Origin of the sequence: Nonomuraea longicatena (assembly GCF_039525605.1) — a bacterium.
GTDB lineage: Bacteria > Actinomycetota > Actinomycetes > Streptosporangiales > Streptosporangiaceae > Nonomuraea > Nonomuraea longicatena.
This window is the reverse complement of the sequence record NZ_BAAAHQ010000035.1, coordinates 191,383-208,684: the sequence shown is the minus strand read 5'-3', so window position 1 is coordinate 208,684 and position 17,302 is coordinate 191,383. Positions and strand designations below refer to the sequence as shown.

Genomic DNA, 17,302 nt, shown 5'->3' with positions numbered 1-17,302 from the left:
TCCGCACGCCGGAGGCTTCCCGGAGAGGTCCGCGTGTTGAGAAGGTTACGGACGGCGCACACGCGGCACAATGCGGCATATGGCCGACAGTCGAGCTCAGCGGGCGCTCGCCGTGTGCCTGGTCGCGGCCTTCATGGCGGGACTCGACGTCAGTATCGTCAACGTCGCGCTGCCGTCCATCCAGCGGGGTCTCGGCGCCACCACCGACTCCCTCCAGTGGATCATCTCGGGGTACGCGCTCTCGTTCGGGCTGGTGCTGGTGCCGGGCGGCAGGCTCGGGGACGCGCGCAGCCGCAGGGCCGTGTTCATGCTGGGCGTCGCGCTGTTCACGGTGGCGAGCGCGGTGTGCGGGCTCGCGCCGGGCGTCGGGGTGCTGATCGGGGCGCGGGTGGCGCAGGGGTTCGCGGCGGGGCTGCTCAACCCGCAGGTGTCCGGCCTGATCCAGCAACTGTTCCAGGGGCCGTCGCGGGGGCGGGCGTTCGGCTGGTTCGGCGCCACGATGGGCGTCTCGACGGCGGCCGGTCCGGTGATCGGCGGCGCGCTGGTCACGGCGTTCGGCCCGGAGCACGGCTGGCGGTGGGTGTTCCTCGTGAACCTGCCGATCGGGCTGGTCCTGCTGCCGGTGGCGCGGCGGGTGCTGCCGCCGCCCGAGCGGGAGCGCAAACGGCAGGAGAGCATGGACCCGGTGGGGGTGCTGCTGCTGGGGCTCGGTGCGCTGTTGCTGCTGCTGCCGTTCATCCAGGTGCAGCAGTGGCCGGGGCCGCAGAAGTGGCTGCTGGTGCCGGTGGCGCTGGGGTTGCTGGCCGCGTTCGTGTGGTGGGAGCGGCGCTATCCGCGCGAGCCGCTGGTCTCACTGGCGTTGTTCGAGAAACGCTCCTACAGCCTGGGCTCGACGCTCGGGCTGCTGTACTTCGCCGGGTTCACCGGGATCTTCTTCATCTACACGATCTACCTGCAGATCGGTCACGGCTACAGCGCCCTGACGGCCGGGCTGTCGATCATGCCGTTCGCGCTGGGGTCGGCGGCGTCGGCCGTGGTGGGCGGGCGGCTGGTCACCACGATCGGCCGCCGCCTGACGGCCGCCGGGCTCGTCGTGGTCCTGGCCGGTCTGCTGCTGACGATCCTCGCGCTGTGGCTGGTGCCGGGGGAGTACGTCGGCCTGGCCACGGCGCTGCCGCTGCTCGTCGCGGGCATCGGCAGCGGGCTGGTGATCGCGCCCAACCAGGCCCTCACCCTGTCGGAGGTGCCCCCGGCCAAGGGCGGCAGCGCGGCCGGGATGCTGCAGACGGGGCAGCGGCTGGGGTCGGCGATGGGGGTCGCGACGGCCGGCTCGGCCTTCTTCGGCACCCTGCGGCTGGGCTGGTCGGCGGCGATCACGTTCGGCTTCGCGGTGGTGGTCGCCTTCATCGCCGCCGCCCTCGCCGCCGCCCTGTACGACGTGTGGCGCGGCCCCACCGGCTGACACCCGGCCGCGCCTCGCTTCCCGAGGCGTGGCCGGTCCGGCCGGACCCGAACGCCCCACCCGCTGACCGTGCCCCCGTTCCCGGCGTTCGGCCGGGTCCGGCCGAACGCTTCGGCTACGCCCGTACGGCCTGGCGCGGGTAGGCGTAGACCGAGGCGGCCTCCTTGCGGGCCGGCCGGGTGAGCAGCGACTGGGCCAGCGTGGCCCTGACCAGGGCGGCGATGCGCACCATCGGCATCAGCGTCGCGGCGAAGGCCAGTCCGAGACCGGTGTTGAAGAGCACGAACATCGTCGGGCTGTCGCTCAGGCCGAGCAGGGCGGGCAGGCTCGCGTTCACGCCGACGGTGTCGGCCAGGATCCAGCCGTACAGGGGGAAGGTCAGTCCGGCGATCGTGCCCGCCCACCAGACGGTGGTCAGGACGAAGGAGACGATCGCGAACGGCAGGGAGATGATCGCGTGCAGGATGTCCAGGACCGCCTGCCCGGTGCCCAGCGGGGTCATCGTGCGCCGGAACCAACCGGCCCAGATGGGCGCCTCGGCGTACTCGGGACGGCCGACGGGACGGCCGAGCACCTCGGGCAGTTGTCCGCGCTCGGTGTCGGCGAGCCTCCTGGCGAGCAACGCCGTCATGGCCAGGATCGGCAGGCCGACGAAGACGGCCGCGCTGCCGAGCCCGGCCGCGACGCCCGCCACGACGAGGACGAAGCCGACGACGGTGGTCATGAAGCCGGTCATCACGTAGCGGGTGTCGGCGACGGTGCGCTGGAGGAGGGTCATACGGACGAATCTAGGCTCGCGCCCGCCCCGGTTCGATCCTGCCCGCTGGCCGCCCGGGGGTAGGGCTGTCCCTACCCCTGGTCGCTCTCCTCGGCCAGGCGCATGGCCTCCTCGATGAGGGTCTCGACGATCTGCGACTCCGGTACGGTCCTGACGACCTCGCCCTTGACGAAGATCTGGCCCTTGCCGTTGCCGGAGGCGACGCCGAGGTCGGCCTCGCGGGCCTCGCCGGGGCCGTTGACGACGCAGCCCATGACCGCGACGCGCAGCGGGAACGGGAACCCGTCCAGACCCGCCTCGACCTCTTCGGCCAGCCGGTAGACGTCCACCTGGGCACGTCCGCACGACGGGCAGGAGACGATCTCCAGGCGCCGCTGCCGCAGGCCGAGCGACTCCAGGATGCCGATGCCGACCTTGACCTCCTCGACCGGCGGCGCCGACAGCGAGACCCTGATCGTCTCGCCGACGCCTTCGGACAGGAGCACGCCGAAGGCCACCGCGGACTTGATCGTGCCCTGCATGAGCGGACCGGCCTCGGTGACGCCGAGGTGCAGCGGGTAGTCGCAGCGCTGGGCGAGTTGCCGGTAGGCGCTGATCATCGTGAGCGGGTCGTGGTGCTTGACGGAGATCTTGATGTCGCGGAAGCCGTGTTCCTCGAACAGCGAGCACTCCCACAGCGCCGACTCCACCAGCGCCTCGGGGGTGGCCTTGCCGTACTTCTGCAACAGTCTGGGGTCGAGCGACCCGGCGTTGACGCCGATGCGGATGGGCACGCCCGCCTCGCCCGCCGCCTTGGCGATCTCACCCACCTTGTCATCGAATTTCTTGATATTTCCGGGATTGACCCGTACGGCCGCGCAGCCGGCGTCGATCGCCGCGAACACGTACTTCGGCTGGAAGTGGATGTCCGCGATCACCGGGATCTTGGACTTGCGGGCGATCTCCGGCAGCGCGTCCGCGTCGTCCTGCGACGGCACGGCCACCCGGACGATCTGGCAGCCCGCCGCCGTGAGCTCGGCGATCTGCTGAAGGGTCGCGTCGACGTCGGCCGTGACGGTCGTGGTCATGGACTGCACCGACACCGGCGCCCCGCCGCCCACGGGGACGTCGCCGACCATCACCTGCCGCGTGACCCGCGCCCGTTTGACCGGCATCCCCAGATCGACCATCGCGTCTCCTTCGTTCCGCTCGGACTTTGACGAATCTTGGCCCCGACTTGGCAATTTCGTGAACCTGATGTTCCGGTGAGTGGAACAGGCGATTTAACTCTCTGTGCCCGTGCCCTAGCTTCTCGTGTGTATTCGATGATCTCGATCGACTGGGGGACGCTCATGACGGCGGAGATCGTGGAGGCACCCGTAAAGAGAACCGTCGAACGCATGAAGGAACAGGTCGACGCCCTGCTCAAGGCACACCTGGAGGTCCACGGAGCCCCGGTGGACGACGCGGAGCTCGCCGAGGGGTACGGCCTGCTCGCGCAGTTCGTGCTCAACGGCGGCAAGCGCATCCGGCCCCTGCTGTGCGCCCTGGGGGCACGCGGCGCCGGCCACACCGACGAGCGGCAGGCCCTCACGGCCGGCGCGGCGCTGGAGTGCTACCACGCCGGCCTGCTCATCCACGACGACATCATGGACAGCAGTGAACTGCGGCGCGGCCGTCCCACCATCCACCGCGCGCTCGCCCACCGGGGCGAGCTGTTCGGCCAGTCGGCCGCCACCCTCCTCGGAGTGCAGGCGCTCGCCTGGGCAGACGAGCTGCTCGACGCGGCGGGGGCGCAGGGGCAGGCCAGAGCGCTGTTCCACCGGATGCGGGCCGAGGTGATCGCAGGCCAGTACCTCGATATCCGGGCCCATCGCTTCGAGGACCCGAGCATCGACCGGGCCCTCACCGTGATCCGCTACAAGACCGCGAAATACACGGTCGAGCGCCCGCTGCAGATCGGCGGCGCGCTGGCCGGAGCGCCGCCCGAGTTGATGGACTCCTACGCGGCCTTCGGGCTGCCGCTCGGCGAGGCGTTCCAACTGCGCGACGACATCCTGGGCGTCTTCGGCGACCCGACGCAGACCGGCAAACCCGTCATCGACGACCTGCGCGAGGGCAAGTCGACCGTCCTGGTCGCCCACGCCTTCGCCGAGGCCACCGGGCCGCAGCGGCAACTGCTGCGCGCCTGGTACGGCAACCCCCGGCTCGACGACGAGCACGCGGCCGAACTCCGCCAGGTGATCGTGGACACCCAGGCGCTGGCCCACGTCGAGGACATGATCGAGCGCCGGGTGGACACCGGCCTGAAGGAGTTGCGCGCCTGCGCCATGGATGAGGACGCCCGCGCGGCCCTGGTCTTCATGGCCGACCGGCTCACCCACCGAAACAGCTGACAGGAGACCTCTCATGGGCAGAGTGTTGCTGGCGGCTCCACGCGGCTACTGCGCCGGCGTCGAGCGTGCCATCCGCACGGTGGAGGAGGCGCTGGGCCACTACGGCCCGCCTGTCTACGTGCGAAAACAGATCGTCCACAACACCTTCGTGGTCGCCGACCTGACCCGGCGCGGCGCCGTCTTCGTCGAGGAACTGGACGAGGTGCCCGACGGCGCCCTGGTGATCTTCTCGGCCCACGGCGTCTCGCCCGCCGTCAAGGCGGTTGCGGCCGAGCGCGGGTTACAGACCGTCGACGCCACCTGTCCCCTGGTCACCAAGGTGCACAAGGAGGCCGTCCGCTTCGCGGAGGCGGGCTACGAGATCGTGCTCATCGGCCACGCCGAGCACGAAGAGGTCGAGGGCACCCTCGGAGAGGCGCCCGGCCGGATGCACGTGGTGGACCCCGCCACCCCCGAGACCCTCACGATCCCCGCCGACCGCCCCGTCGGCTGGCTGTCGCAGACGACGTTGTCCGTGGACGAGACCATGGCCGCCGTCGGCAGCCTGCGCGCCCGATACCCCGGGCTGGTGGACCCGCCCAGCGACGACATCTGTTACGCGAGCCAGAACCGGCAGGAAGCCGTCGTCGCCCTCGCCGCCCGATGCGACCTCGTCCTCGTGGTCGGCTCGGAGAACTCCTCCAACTCCCAGCGCCTGGTCGAGGTGGCGCTCGCGGCCGGTGCCCGCGCCGGCCACCTGATCGACCGGGTCGAGGAGGCCGACGAGAGCTGGCTCGACGGAGCCGGCACCGTCGGCGTCAGCTCCGGCGCCTCCGTGCCCGAGCACCTCGTCACCGAACTCCTGGACTGGCTGGCCCGCCACGGCTTCGCCGACGTCGAGACCGTGACCCACACCCGGGAGACCTTGACCTTCGCCCTTCCGCCCGAACTGAGAACCCAGATTGGTGGTGTGCTGTGACCGAACCCAACCTGCCCAGCAACGAGAGCCCGCTCAGCCTCGGTACCAAGGCCGCGCGCAACCTCGCGACCACGACCAAGACCCAGCCGCAGATGCAGGAGATCACCTCCAGGCACCTGCTCAAGGTCCTTCCGTGGGTCGAGGTCGTCGGCGGCGCCTATCGCGTCAACCGGCGCCTCACCTACACCGTCGGCGACGGCCGGGTCACCTTCGTCAAGACCGGCGCCGCCGTCCGCGTCATCCCGGCGGAGCTGTGCGAGCTACCGCCGCTGCGCGGCTACGACGACCTCGATGTGCTGACCGCGCTCGCCGACCGGTTCGTCCAGCGCGAGTACGAGCCGGGCTCGGTGATCGTCGAGGCCGGCGACCCCGCCACCGAGGTGGTGCTCGTCGCGCACGGCAAGGTCAGCAAGCTCGGCGAGGGCGCCTACGGCAAGCAGGCCGAGCGCGGCGTGCTCGCCGACGGCGACCACTTCGGAGACGGCAGCATCGTCGGCGAGACGGGCACCTGGGACCTCACGATGAAGGCCGTCACCGCGTGCACCGTGCTCGCGCTGCCGCGCACCGCCTTCGACGAGGTCGCCGCCGAGGCCGAGTCGCTGCGCGCGCACGTGGAGAACTGGGCCGCCGACCCCGACACCGCCCTCAACGTGTACGGCGAGGCCGAGATCGCCCTCGCCTCCGGCCACATCGGCGAGCCGACGCTGCCCGGCACCTTCGTCGACTACGACGCCGCCCCCCGCGAGTACGAGCTGAGCGTCGCCCAGACGATCCTGCGCGTGCACACCCGGGTCGCCGACCTGTACAACGAGCCGATGAACCAGACGCAGCAGCAGTTGCGGCTGACCGTCGAGGCGCTGCGCGAGCGGCAGGAGAACGAACTGGTCAACAACCGCGAGTTCGGCCTGCTGCACAACGCCGACTTCAAGCAGCGCATCCACACCCGCACCGGCCCGCCCACGCCGGACGACCTCGACGAACTGCTCGCCACCGTCTGGAAGAACCCGTCGGTCATCCTGGCCCACCCGCGCGCCATCGCGGCCTTCGCCCGTCAGTGCACCGCGCACGGCATCTACCCGCAGAGCGTGGAGTTCAACGGGCAGAAGGCGCCCTCGTGGCGCGGCGTGCCGATGCTGCCGTGCAACAAGATCCCGGTCAGCGACACGGGTCTCAGCTCGATCCTGGCCATGCGGGTGGGCGAGTCCGACCAGGGCGTCGTCGGCCTGACCCGCACCGGGCTGCCCGACGAGTACGAGCCGGGCCTGTCGGTGCGGTTCATGGGCATCAACGAGAAGGCGATCATCTCCTACCTGGTCACCGCCTACTACTCCGCGGCGGTGCTCGTGCCCGACGCCCTCGGAGTGCTGGAGAGCGTCGAGGTCGGCTGATGCCCTACGAGCTCCCCGACTTCTACATGCCGTATCCGGCCCGGCTCAACCCCCATGTGGACGCCGCCCGCGCCCACACCAGGGGCTGGGCGGCCGCCATGGGCATGCTGGACGACCCGGACATCTGGACGCTCGACGACCTTGAGTCCCACGACTACGGGCTGCTGTGCGCGTACACCCATCCCGACTGCTCGCAGGAGGCGCTCGACCTCGTCACCGACTGGTACGTCTGGGTGTTCTTCTTCGACGACCACTTCGTCGAGATCTTCAAACGCACCGGCGACGTCCAGGGCGCCCAGGCGTACCTGGACCGGCTCGAACTGTTCATGGACGACAACCCGCCGGAGCCGACCAACCCGGTCGAGCTGGGGCTGAAAGACCTGTGGGCACGTACGGTCCCCAGCATGTCGCTGAACTGGCGCGAACGTTTCGTGGAGGTCACCCGCGACCTGATGCAGGAGTCGATGTGGGAGCTGTTCCACATCCAGACCGGCGAGGTCTCCAATCCGATCGAGTACATCGAGGAGCGCCGCAAGGTCGGCGGCGCGGGCTGGTCGGCCTGCCTGGTCGAGTACGTCGCGGACGCCGAACTGCCCGCCCGGATCGCCCGCACGCGGCCGGTGCGGGTGCTCGGCGAGTCCTTCGCCGACGCGGTGCACCTGCGCAACGACCTGTTCTCCTACCGCAGGGAGGTCGTGCAGGAGGGGGAGCTGTCCAACTGCGTGCTGGTGTCCGAGCGGTTCTTCGGCTGCGGCACCCAGGAGGCGGTGGAGATCACCAACGACCTGCTGACGTCGCGGATGCACCAGTTCGAGCACACGGTGCTGGCCGAATTGCCGGCGTTGTTCGCCGACGAGGGGGTGCTGCCGCACGAGCGGGCGCGGGTGCTCGCCTACGTGAAGGGGCTGCAGGACTGGCAGGCCGGGGGGCAGGCGTGGCACCTGGCCTCCAGCCGCTACACCAAGGCGAGCCGGAGGACCGGGCCGCTCAACGTCTCGCCCGCCCACGTGGCGAGCGGGCTGCGCAACCACGGGCACCGGCCGTACTCGGCGGTGAGCACGCCGGCGCCCGACGTCGCGGTGCCGTACGAGGTGAGGGACAACCCGCACCTTGCGGCGGCGCGCGAGCACACGGTCGCCTGGTGCGCCGAGATGGGGCTGTTCGACGGCCTGCCGGGGCTGCCGTCCGCCGCCCTGTGGACGCGCGAGCAACTGGTCGGCGCCGACTTCGCGCTGTGCGCGAGCGGCATCGACCCCGACACGGACGCGGACGGGCTCGCCCTGTCCACGAACTGGCTGGCCTGGGGGACCTACGCCGACGACTACTACCCGAGGGTGTACGGCGCCGGCCAGGACCTGGCCGGGGCGAAGCTGTCCAACCTGCGGCTGCGCGAGCTCATGCCGCTCGACCTGGTGCAGACCCTGGTCCCGGTCAGCGCCCTCGAACGCGGGCTCGTGGACCTCTGGAACCGGACCGCGCCGCCGATGGACCCGCGGACACGGCGCGCGTTCCGCAGGTCGGTGGACGACATGTTCGGCAGCTGGCTGTGGGAGCTGGCGGGCCGGATCCAGAACCGGGTGCCCGACCCGGTCGACTACCTGGAGATGCGGCGCAGCACCTTCGGTTCCGACCTCACCATGGACCTGGCCAGGATCAAGGCCACCCGGCCGGTCCCGCCCGAACTGTTCCGCACCCGCGAACTGCGCGGGCTGGTGCTCGCGGCCCAGGACTACGGCTGCATGGTGAACGACCTGTACTCCATGCGCAAGGAGATCCAGTACGAGGGCGAACTGCACAACTGGGCGCTCGTCATCGGCAACTTCCTCGACTGCGGGCAGGCGGAGGCCGTGGACGTCGTCCACCGGCTGATGACCTCGCGGCTGCGCCAGTTCGAGGCCATCTCGGCGAACGACCTGCCGGTGCTGCTCGACCGCATCGGCGCCGACGCCGCCCTGCGCGAGGCCGTCGCGGAGTTCGTGGCCAAGCTGCGCGACTGGATGGCGGCGGTGGTGCGCTGGCATCGGCGCACCCGCCGCTACGACGAGTCCGAGCTGCGCCGCGCCCCCGCCGTCCGCTGGACGCAGGGGCCGACCGGACTCGGCACCACCACCGCCCGCATCGGCCACCTGCTGCGCGCGGCGGGCGGCTCCACCGTCAACTCTCTCAGCCCCGAAACGGCAGGTGCCCTGTGACCGAAACGCTGAGCCTCGGGACAGCCGCCGCCAGACAACTGGCGACGACCACCAAGACCGTCCCGCAGATGCGCGAGATCACCCCTCGGCACCTGCTGCACGTGCTGCCGTGGGAGGAGGTCGTCGGCGGCGCGTACCGGGTCAACCGGCGCCTCACCTACACGATCGGCGACGGGCGGGTCAGCTTCACCAGTGTCGGCTCGGCCGTGCGGGTCGTGCCCGCCGAACTGTGCGAGCTGCCGTCGCTGCGCGGGTACGAGGACGAGGAGGTGCTGGAGGCGCTGGCCGACGGCTTCACGCAGCACGAGCTGGCCGAGGGGGAGACCGTACCGGCTGCGGTCGTGGTGCTCGTCGCGCACGGCAAGGTGGCGAGGACCGGAACCGGCGAGTACGGCGCGGAGACCGTGCTCGGCGTGTTCGCCGACGGCGACCACGTGGGCGACCTCACCTCGCGGGAGCCCTCACCGGCGCGGGCGCTCACGCCGAGCATCGTCCTCACGCTCGACCGGGCTGTGCTCGACCGGATCGCCGGCCGGTGGGAGAGCCTGCGCGAACATCTGGAGCGGCCGCTGCCGCCGCCCGGCGAGGCGAAGATCGCGCTGGCGTCCGGTCACACGGGCGAGCCGACGCTGCCCGGCACGTTCGTCGACTACGACGCCGGGCCGCGCGAGTACGAGCTGAGTGTCACGCAGACCGTGCTGCGGGTGCACACCCGCGTGGCCGACCTGTACAGCGAGCCGATGGACCAGACTCGCCAGCAGTTGCGGCTGACCGTCGAGGCGCTGCGGGAGCGGCAGGAGCACGAACTGTTCAACAACCCGGAGTACGGGCTGCTGCACAACGCCGACCTGAAGCAGCGCATCCACACCAGGACGGGGCCGCCGACCCCCGACGACATGGACACCCTGCTCGCCCGCCGCCGCAGCACCCACTACTTCCTGGCGCATCCGCGCGCCATCGCGGCCTTCGCCCGGCAGTGCACCGCCCACCGGGTGTATCCGGACACGATCGAGGTGAACGGCTCGCGCGTCATCGCCTGGCGCGGTGTGCCGATCATGCCGAGCGACAAGATCCCGATCACGGACCAGGGGATGAGCTCGATCCTGGCCATGCGTACGGGCACCGAGAAGCAGGGCGTCGTCGGGCTGCGGCGGACCGGGCTGCCGGACGAGTACGAGCCCGGGGTGTCGGTGCGGTTCATGGGCATCGACGAGAAGGCGATCTCCACCTACGTCGTCTCGACGTACTCGTCGGTGGCCGTGCTCGTCCCCGACGCGCTCGGCATCCTGGAGCACGTCGAGATCGGCTGATGCCGGGCGGGCCCCGGCGCGGTGCCGGGGCCCGCCCGCCGGTGCGGGATGAGAGCCTGGGGTCTGTGCACGACGATCTCGAAGGACTGGCCGCCCGGCTGCGCGGCTTCGCACAGGAGCGCGACTGGGAGCGGTTCCACACGCCGAAGAACCTGGTGATGGCGCTGTCGGGCGAGGTGGGCGAGCTGGTGGCGGAGTTCCAGTGGCTGACGCCTGAGGAGGCCGGCGACCTCGACGAGCAGACGCTCGCCCGGGTGCGCGACGAACTGGGCGACGTCACCGGCTATCTGGTACGGCTCGCCGACGTCCTGGGCGTCGACTTGGTGGCCGCCGCGCACGCGAAGCTCGACGACAGCGCCCGCCGTTACGACCCGGAGGTCTACCGGGGCTCGGCCCGCAAGGCCCCGCCGCTTCCGCCGTGACGCCGTAAATGGTTGGCCTCCTCGCCTCGCCATGCGCTGTCATGGACCCATGTCGTTGACCATCGATGTCGATCTCGTACGGCGGCTGCTCGCCGCGCAGTTCCCGCACTGGGCCGACCTGGACGTGGTGCCGGTCCCCAGGCCCGGCATGGACAACGCGACCTTCCGCCTGGGCGGGGAGCTGTCGCTGCGGCTGCCGCGCTACGAGCGGTGGGTCGGGCAGGTGGAGCGTGAGCACACGTGGCTGCCCAGGCTGGCGCCGCAGCTGCCGCTGCCGATCTCGCAACCGGTGGCGAAGGGGGAGCCAGGCGAGGGTTACCCGTTCCCGTGGTCGGTCTACCGGTGGCTGCCCGGCGAGACCGCCACGCCCGAAGGGCTGGCCGACCCGGTGGAGGCCGCGGTCCGGCTGGCGGAGTTTATCCTCGCGCTGCAGGCGATCGACGCCACGGGCGCGCCGGGACCGGAGTGGAGCAACGCCTTCCGGGGCGTGCCGATGGGCGATCCGCGCGACTCGATCGCCGTCGAGTCACGGATCCGGCCCAAGATCGAGAAGCTGGGCGGCCTGGCCGACACCGGCCGGCTGATGGCGCTGTGGGAAGAGATACTGGCGGCGCCCGCGTGGGCGGGGCCGCCGGTGTGGGTCCACGGCGACCTGGCGGTGGGCAATCTGCTGTCGGTCGAGGGGCGCCTGAGCGCGGTCATCGACTTCGGCACCCTGGCCGCCGGGGACCCGGCGGTGGACATGCTGCCCGCCTGGCTGTTCCTGCCGAAGCGGGTGCGGGAGGTGTTCAGGGAGAAGGTCGGCGCCGACGAGGCGACCTGGCTGCGCGGGCGCGGCTGGGCACTGGCCTCGTCGCTGCCCACGCCGGACGACCCGTTCTTCGCCGACCACCCCGAGCGGGTGGAGCTCGCGCTCACCAGGCTGAACGAGATCCTCGAAGGTTGACGGTCCGGTCGGTTCGCTGCTGCTGCGGCCACGGGATCGTGGAGCGCTGACGCCGGCTCGCACGCACGGAGGCGACGCTTCTGCTACATGGCCTGCGACAGGGCCAGGAGGCGGTCGGCCAGGCCGGTGTTGCGGCGGTGACCGAGCCGGTGGACGGCCAGTTCGAGGGCCTTGCGCTGGCCGACCAGCACCACCCAGGAGCGGGCGCGGGTGAGCAGCGTGTAGAGCAGGCGGCGGCGCAGCATGATGCCGCCCGCCTCCACGACCAGCGGGGCGACCACGAACGGGTACTCGCTGCCCTGCGCCCGGTGCACGCTGATGGCGTAGGCGTGGGTGAGGTCGTCGAGTTCGTCGAAGGTGTAGGTGACCGTGGCGCCGTCGTCGATGAGCACCTCGGCCAGCCGCTCTTCGGGCACCAGCCGGGTGATCACCCCGGTTTCGCCGTTGAAGACGCCCTTGTCGTAGTTGTTGCGGATCGGCATGACCCGGTCGCCCGTACGGAACAGCGTGGCGCCCGACCAGTGCTCCGCCTTGTCCTCGGCGGCCGGGTTGAGGCGTTCCTGCAGTCTGCGGCCGAGCTCGACGGTGCCCGCGTCGCCCTTGCGCATCGGCGCGAGCACCTGCACCCGGCCCGGATCGACGCCCTGCTTGCGCGGGATGGCGACCGTCGCCAGGTGGACCACCCGCTCGGCGACGGCGGCCGGGTCGTCGAGCTCCTCGAACCAGAACCCGCCGCCGCCCGGCACCGAGGGCAGCTCGCCGCCGCGCACCCGGTGGGCCGCCTCGATGATCGCGCTGCCCTCGGCCTGCCGGAAGACCCGGGTGAGCCGGACGCGCGGGATCTCCTCGACCCGCAGCAGGTCGGCCAGCACGTTGCCGGGGCCGACACTCGGCAACTGGTCGCCGTCGCCCACCAGGAGCAGATGGCCGCCCGACGGGATCGCGGCGGCCAGCCGGGTCGCGAGGCCCAGATCGAGCATGCCGGCCTCGTCGACCACGATGAGGTCGGCGCGCACCGGGGTCTCGTCGAACAGCGCGTCGGGGTCGGGCTCGTGCGCCAGCACCCGATGGACGGTCGTCGCCGGCTGGCCGGTCAGCTCGGACAGCCGCTTGGCCGCCTTGCCGGTGGGCGCGCAGAGCGTGACCCGCCCGCCCATCGCGCGTACGGTCGCCGCGAGCGCGCGCACCGTGTGGCTCTTGCCGCAGCCGGGCCCGCCGGTCAGCACCGAAACGGTGCTGGTGAGCGCCATCGTGACGGCCGCCCGCTGGTCGTCGTCGAGCGAGGTGTCCTCGCGGTAGTCGCGCAGCCGCAGCGTCGAGCGGGCCCGCGACAGCCGGGTCAGTTCGGCGGCCAGCCTGACCTCGCGGGCGTGGGTCTCCTTGGTGTAGACGGCCTCGGCCTCGCGGACCACCCGCAGCTCGGACACGAGCGCGTCGAGGGCCCGCTCGATCGGCTCCTGGTCCTGCTGGAGCAGTTCGACCGTGCGGGTGACCAGGGCGGTCGGCGACAGGAAGCAGTGGCCGCCGCCGCTGGCCGCAGTGTCGAGGCGGTCGAGCAGTGCGGCCTTCAGCCGGGCCGGGCTGCTTTCGGGGGTGCCGGAGCGCAGTGCGATGCGGTCGGCGGTCGCGAAGGCGATGCCGCGCACGCGGCCGATGAGCCGGTAGGGGTCGTCCTTCAGCACCCGGCCCGCGTCGGTGCCGAACACCTGGTAGATCTTGGTGGCCAGCAGCGGGCTGACGCCGAAGCCCTGGAGCACCACCATCAGCTCGGCGACGGCCTTCTGCTCCTGCCACGCCTCGACGATCTGCGCCTGGCGCACCGGCCCGATGTTGATCACTTCGCGCAGCCGCTCGGGCGCGGCGTCGATGACGGCGAGACTGCTCTGCCCGAAGTGGTCGACGATGGCCTGGGCCAGGCGCGGGCCGATGCCCCTGATCAGGCCGGAGCCGAGGTAGAGCCGGATGGCCCGGACGGTGGAGGGTGTGACGCGTTCGCAGCCGGTGACGGCCAGGCGAAGGCCGTGGCGCGGGTGTTCCTCCCACTCGCCGGTCAGCTCGACGGTCTCACCCGGTTGCACCCCGGCCAGCGCCCGGCCCGCCGCGACGAAACCGGGCCGCCCCTCGGCGCTCATGCGGGCCACGGTGTAGGCGTCGTCGCGGACGTACACCAGTTGCTCGACGGAGGACTCCACGCCGCTGGAACCCGGCCTTTCGGAAGAAGACGATGACAGGCAGCCTAGGGGTACGGACCGACAGTCCCCGGTGGCCTCCTACCATGATGCGGTGAGAATCCTTGCCGAGCCGGAATGGCGCGCGCGGGCCCAGGCCCACGCGCGGCGCGTGGGCGCCTGGATCGAGCCGCACCTGAGCAGGCGCCAGGACGGGCACCCGCACCCGGTCGAGGACTTCCTGTTCACCTACTACAACTTCCGCCCGGCGCGGCTGCGGCGCTGGCATCCCGGCGCCGGGGTGGTGCTCGCCGGGGCGCGGGAGTTCGGGCCCGAGTACGTGGACACGCCGGACGGGGCGGTGCTCGACGTCGCGACCTGGCGGGCGCGGCGGGAGGCCACCCTGGGCTGGACCGCCGCCCTGCTGCGGGCGACGGCGTCGCGGGCACCGCACTTCGGCTGCTTCGGGCTGCACGAGTGGGCGATGGTCTACCGGACCGAGGAGGTCAGGCACGCGGCGCAGCCGCTGCGGCTGGCGCCGGACGAGGTCGCCGCCGTGGTCGAGGCGCGCGGGGTGCGCTGCAGCCACTTCGACGCCTTCCGGTTCTTCACCGAGCCCGCCCGGCCGCTGAACGTGCTCCAGCCGAGCCGGGAGCGGCAGACGGAGCTGGAGCAGCCGGGCTGCCTGCACGCCAACATGGACCTGTACAAATGGGCCTACAAGCTGACGCCGCTGGTGCCGAGCGAACTGGTGGCCGACTGCTTCGCGCTGGCCAGGGAGATCAGGGCGGTGGACATGCGGGCCAGCCCGTACGATCTGCGGCACCTCGGCTACGAGCCGATCGAGATCGAGACGGTGGCCGGCCGCGCGGTCTACGCGAGCGCCCAGCGCGACTTCGCCGAACGGGCGGCGGACCTCCGCCTGCGCCTGCTCGGCGTGATCGACGCGGTGACCGCGGGCTGACCGCGACCTGGCTGGGACCTGATTGCGGTCAGGTCTTGGTGGCCAGGCGGTCCCACATGCGGGTCGGCAGCAGCCGGTACAGACCGACCACCGGTTTGGCCCGCGACCCCACGACATACCTCGGCTTGGGGCGTGCGACCTCGGCGGCCCTGCGGATCGCGGCGGCGACCACGTCCGGCCCCGAGGCCCGGCTGTTCTCGTCGAAGGCCGCCTCGCCGCCCGCCGCCATCCGCTCGGCCATCGCCCGGTACGGCCCGCGCCCGGAGACCTCGCGCAGGTCGTCCATGGTGCCGTGGCCGAACTCCGTACGGATCAGCCCCGGCTCGATCAGCACGACATCGATCCCGAAACCTCCGACCTCCTGGCGCAGGCAGTCGGAGTACGCCTCCAGGGCGTGCTTGGCCGCGTGGTACCAGGCGCCCATCGGCAGCGTGATCACCCCGCCGATCGACGACACGTTGACGATCCGGCCGAAGCGCCGCTCCCGCATGTACGGCAGCACGAGTTGCACCAGCCGCGCCGGGGCGTAGACGTCCACTTCGAAGCAGGCGCGGGCCCGCTCCAGCGGCACTTCCTCCGCCGAGCCGTACAGGCCGATGCCGGCGTTGTTGACCAGCACGTCGACGCCGCCGTGCGCGGCCGAGACGGTGTCGACGGCACGGCGCACCTCGGCCTCGTCGGTGACGTCCATTCGCAGCGCGTGGCCGCCCGCCGCCTCCAGCGGGGCCATGCGCTCGACGCGTCTCGCGGCGCCGTACACGGTGTGGCCGGCGCGGCGGAGTTCGAGCGCGGTGGCCAGGCCGATGCCGGAGGAGGCACCGGTGACGAGGCAGACCTTAGACATCGGCGTTCCCCAATCGGTAGCGGAGCAGGTGCATGCCCTCGCGCAGCGCCCGGATCCGGTAGGCGAGCCGGAAGAGCGGGCCGGTGACGTGCTCGACCGACCAGATCGTGGGGATCTCCTCGATCAGGTGCAGCCGGGCGTCCCAGCGTTCGAGCCGGCGTGGGTCGGCGAGGGGCCAGAGGGTGAAGCCGAACAGGCGGCCGGTGGCGGCCATCCACGGCGAGAGCGTGTCGAAGACGACCTGGCCGGTCGGGTAGCGGGCGGCGACCTGCTGGAGCAGCCGCCTGATGTCGCCTTCGCGCAGGTACATGAACAGGCCCTCGGCGACGACCAGCACGGGCCCGCCGGCGGGCAGGCGCTCCAGCCAGCCGGGCGCGGTGACGGACGTGGGGACGGTCTCGGTGCCGGCGCGCTCGGGGTAGAGTTCGCGGCGCAGCGCGATCACGTCGGGGTAGTCGACGTCGTACCAGCGCACGGTGGGCGGCGGGTCCAGGCGGAAGACGCGGCTGTCGAGGCCGCAGCCCAGGTGCAGGACGGTCGTGTCCGGGTAGGCGGCCAGATGGGCGCGGGTCCAGTCGTCGATCTTGCGGGCGCGCAGGATGCCGAGGAAGCGGTCGCCCGCCGCCATCCTGATCTTCCACGGGGAGTGCTCGACGCGGGCGAGCACGTCCTCCGCCCACGCGTCGCCGACGATCGGGTGCGCCGAGCGGGCGTCGAGGGCGCGGAAGTACAGCGTGTAGAGCAGGGTCCGTTCGACCCCTTTCAGCTGCGCCTTCATCGTTCGTAGATCCACTTCTCGTACTGTGGGACCAGTTCCTCCGCGATGGCGACGACCTCGGCCGCCGCCTCGGCGAGCGTCCGCTCACCGGGCTCACCCGGAGGCTCGAAGGCCGCCCGCACGACGTAGGCGAAGGACTCGGCCTTCGCCTCGGTTCCCCTGGCGTCCTCCGGGTCCATCGCGTCGAGCAGGTAATACCCGGCGCTGATCGTCTTCAGCGTGTACGGCAGGTCGGGCACGTCGGAGCGCAGCAGCCCGTGCCTGACGAGCACGTCGTGCAGACGCGGCCAGGCCATCAGCTCCTCCCTGCGCATCCCGTCGCCGTCGCCCCCGCTCTGCAAGGGGGCGCCGTCGCCGGTGAGGAGCGCCCGCAGCACCGGCCTGCCGGTGACGCTCAGATAGGTGTACGGCAGCAGCCGGTGCGGGCGGACCGAGGCGGGGTCGCGGCGCATCTCGGCGGCGAGGAGCCGGACATAGGCGAGGGCCTCACGGGTGTACAGGGCGGCGAACAGCCGGTGCTTGGTGGGCCAGTGCAGATAGAGCGTGCCCTTGCCGACCCCGGCGCGCAGCGCGATGTCGTCGACGGTGACCTTGCGGGCGCCGTGCCGTACCAGCAGTTCGGCTGCCGCGTCGAGGACGCGGTCGGCCCGCTCGCGGTTGGACTCGCTCACCGGGGCGCCTCCGAGTGACTGGATGACCAGATTTGAATTCTGGTCA

15 protein-coding genes are annotated in these 17,302 nt (G+C 71.6%); 9 read left to right on the top strand and 6 right to left on the bottom strand.

Going from position 1 to position 17,302, the window contains the following annotated elements:
• Positions 1 to 79: 79 nt before the first annotated feature.
• Positions 80 to 1,462, top strand: coding sequence for an MFS transporter (locus ABD120_RS28495; protein WP_343953208.1), 1,383 nt, complete (start codon positions 80 to 82; stop codon positions 1,460 to 1,462).
• 115 nt (positions 1,463 to 1,577) lie between these two features.
• Here the strand turns inward: ABD120_RS28495 and ABD120_RS28490 are convergent, their stop codons facing one another.
• Together ABD120_RS28490 and ispG are read right to left on the bottom strand one after the other, a co-directional pair.
• Positions 1,578 to 2,240 (bottom strand): sensor domain-containing protein, encoded by a 663-nt coding sequence (locus ABD120_RS28490; RefSeq protein WP_343953207.1) that lies wholly within the window; start codon positions 2,238 to 2,240, stop codon positions 1,578 to 1,580.
• 71 nt (positions 2,241 to 2,311) lie between these two features.
• On the bottom strand, positions 2,312 to 3,409 hold the full coding sequence (gene ispG, locus ABD120_RS28485) for a flavodoxin-dependent (E)-4-hydroxy-3-methylbut-2-enyl-diphosphate synthase (RefSeq protein WP_343953206.1): 1,098 nt from the start codon (positions 3,407 to 3,409) through the stop codon (positions 2,312 to 2,314).
• Between the two features lie 135 nt (positions 3,410 to 3,544).
• Between ispG and ABD120_RS28480 the strand changes: the two genes are divergently transcribed.
• From ABD120_RS28480 to ABD120_RS28450, 7 genes are all read left to right on the top strand, one after another.
• Positions 3,545 to 4,615 carry a polyprenyl synthetase family protein gene (locus ABD120_RS28480; protein WP_343953205.1) on the top strand — a complete coding sequence of 357 codons (1,071 nt, stop codon included), beginning with the start codon at positions 3,545 to 3,547 and terminating at the stop codon, positions 4,613 to 4,615.
• Between the two features lie 22 nt (positions 4,616 to 4,637).
• On the top strand, positions 4,638 to 5,573 hold the full coding sequence (locus ABD120_RS28475) for a 4-hydroxy-3-methylbut-2-enyl diphosphate reductase (protein ID WP_425564052.1): 936 nt from the start codon (positions 4,638 to 4,640) through the stop codon (positions 5,571 to 5,573).
• Positions 5,570 to 6,961: a family 2B encapsulin nanocompartment shell protein gene (locus ABD120_RS28470; protein WP_343953203.1), complete on the top strand. Its 1,392-nt coding sequence runs from the start codon at positions 5,570 to 5,572 to the stop codon at positions 6,959 to 6,961. The genes ABD120_RS28475 and ABD120_RS28470 overlap by 4 nt, the downstream gene beginning before the upstream one ends.
• On the top strand, positions 6,961 to 9,153 hold the full coding sequence (locus ABD120_RS28465; RefSeq protein ID WP_343953202.1) for a terpene synthase family protein: 2,193 nt from the start codon (positions 6,961 to 6,963) through the stop codon (positions 9,151 to 9,153). The genes ABD120_RS28470 and ABD120_RS28465 overlap by 1 nt, the downstream gene beginning before the upstream one ends.
• Entirely contained in the window at positions 9,150 to 10,463 is a 1,314-nt protein-coding gene (locus ABD120_RS28460; RefSeq protein WP_343953201.1) for a family 2B encapsulin nanocompartment shell protein, read from the top strand. Before ABD120_RS28465 ends, ABD120_RS28460 begins: the two co-directional genes overlap by 4 nt.
• Positions 10,464 to 10,528: 65 nt before the next feature.
• Positions 10,529 to 10,885 (top strand): nucleotide pyrophosphohydrolase, encoded by a 357-nt coding sequence (locus ABD120_RS28455; RefSeq protein ID WP_343953200.1) that lies wholly within the window; start codon positions 10,529 to 10,531, stop codon positions 10,883 to 10,885.
• A 49-nt stretch (positions 10,886 to 10,934) separates the two neighbouring features.
• A complete protein-coding gene (locus tag ABD120_RS28450) occupies positions 10,935 to 11,831 on the top strand; it encodes an aminoglycoside phosphotransferase family protein (protein WP_343953199.1) in 897 nt (298 codons plus the stop codon).
• An 83-nt stretch (positions 11,832 to 11,914) separates the two neighbouring features.
• Here ABD120_RS28450 and recD2 read toward each other — a convergent pair whose 3' ends face one another.
• On the bottom strand, positions 11,915 to 14,023 hold the full coding sequence (gene recD2 / locus ABD120_RS28445; protein ID WP_343953198.1) for an SF1B family DNA helicase RecD2: 2,109 nt from the start codon (positions 14,021 to 14,023) through the stop codon (positions 11,915 to 11,917).
• A 91-nt stretch (positions 14,024 to 14,114) separates the two neighbouring features.
• On the opposite strand from recD2, the gene ABD120_RS28440 reads away from it, so the two are divergent.
• On the top strand, positions 14,115 to 14,963 hold the full coding sequence (locus ABD120_RS28440) for a 3-methyladenine DNA glycosylase (RefSeq protein ID WP_343953197.1): 849 nt from the start codon (positions 14,115 to 14,117) through the stop codon (positions 14,961 to 14,963).
• Between the two features lie 28 nt (positions 14,964 to 14,991).
• Here ABD120_RS28440 and ABD120_RS28435 read toward each other — a convergent pair whose 3' ends face one another.
• Genes ABD120_RS28435 through ABD120_RS28425 form a run of 3 tightly spaced genes read right to left on the bottom strand, consistent with a single transcriptional unit; the run spans position 14,992 to position 17,256 of the window.
• Positions 14,992 to 15,807 carry an oxidoreductase gene (locus ABD120_RS28435; protein ID WP_343953196.1) on the bottom strand — a complete coding sequence of 272 codons (816 nt, stop codon included), beginning with the start codon at positions 15,805 to 15,807 and terminating at the stop codon, positions 14,992 to 14,994.
• Entirely contained in the window at positions 15,800 to 16,600 is an 801-nt protein-coding gene (locus ABD120_RS28430) for a class I SAM-dependent methyltransferase (RefSeq protein ID WP_343953195.1), read from the bottom strand. Before ABD120_RS28430 ends, ABD120_RS28435 begins: the two co-directional genes overlap by 8 nt.
• Positions 16,582 to 17,256 carry a TetR/AcrR family transcriptional regulator gene (locus ABD120_RS28425; RefSeq protein WP_343953194.1) on the bottom strand — a complete coding sequence of 225 codons (675 nt, stop codon included), beginning with the start codon at positions 17,254 to 17,256 and terminating at the stop codon, positions 16,582 to 16,584. The genes ABD120_RS28430 and ABD120_RS28425 overlap by 19 nt, the downstream gene beginning before the upstream one ends.
• Positions 17,257 to 17,302 lie beyond the last annotated feature (46 nt).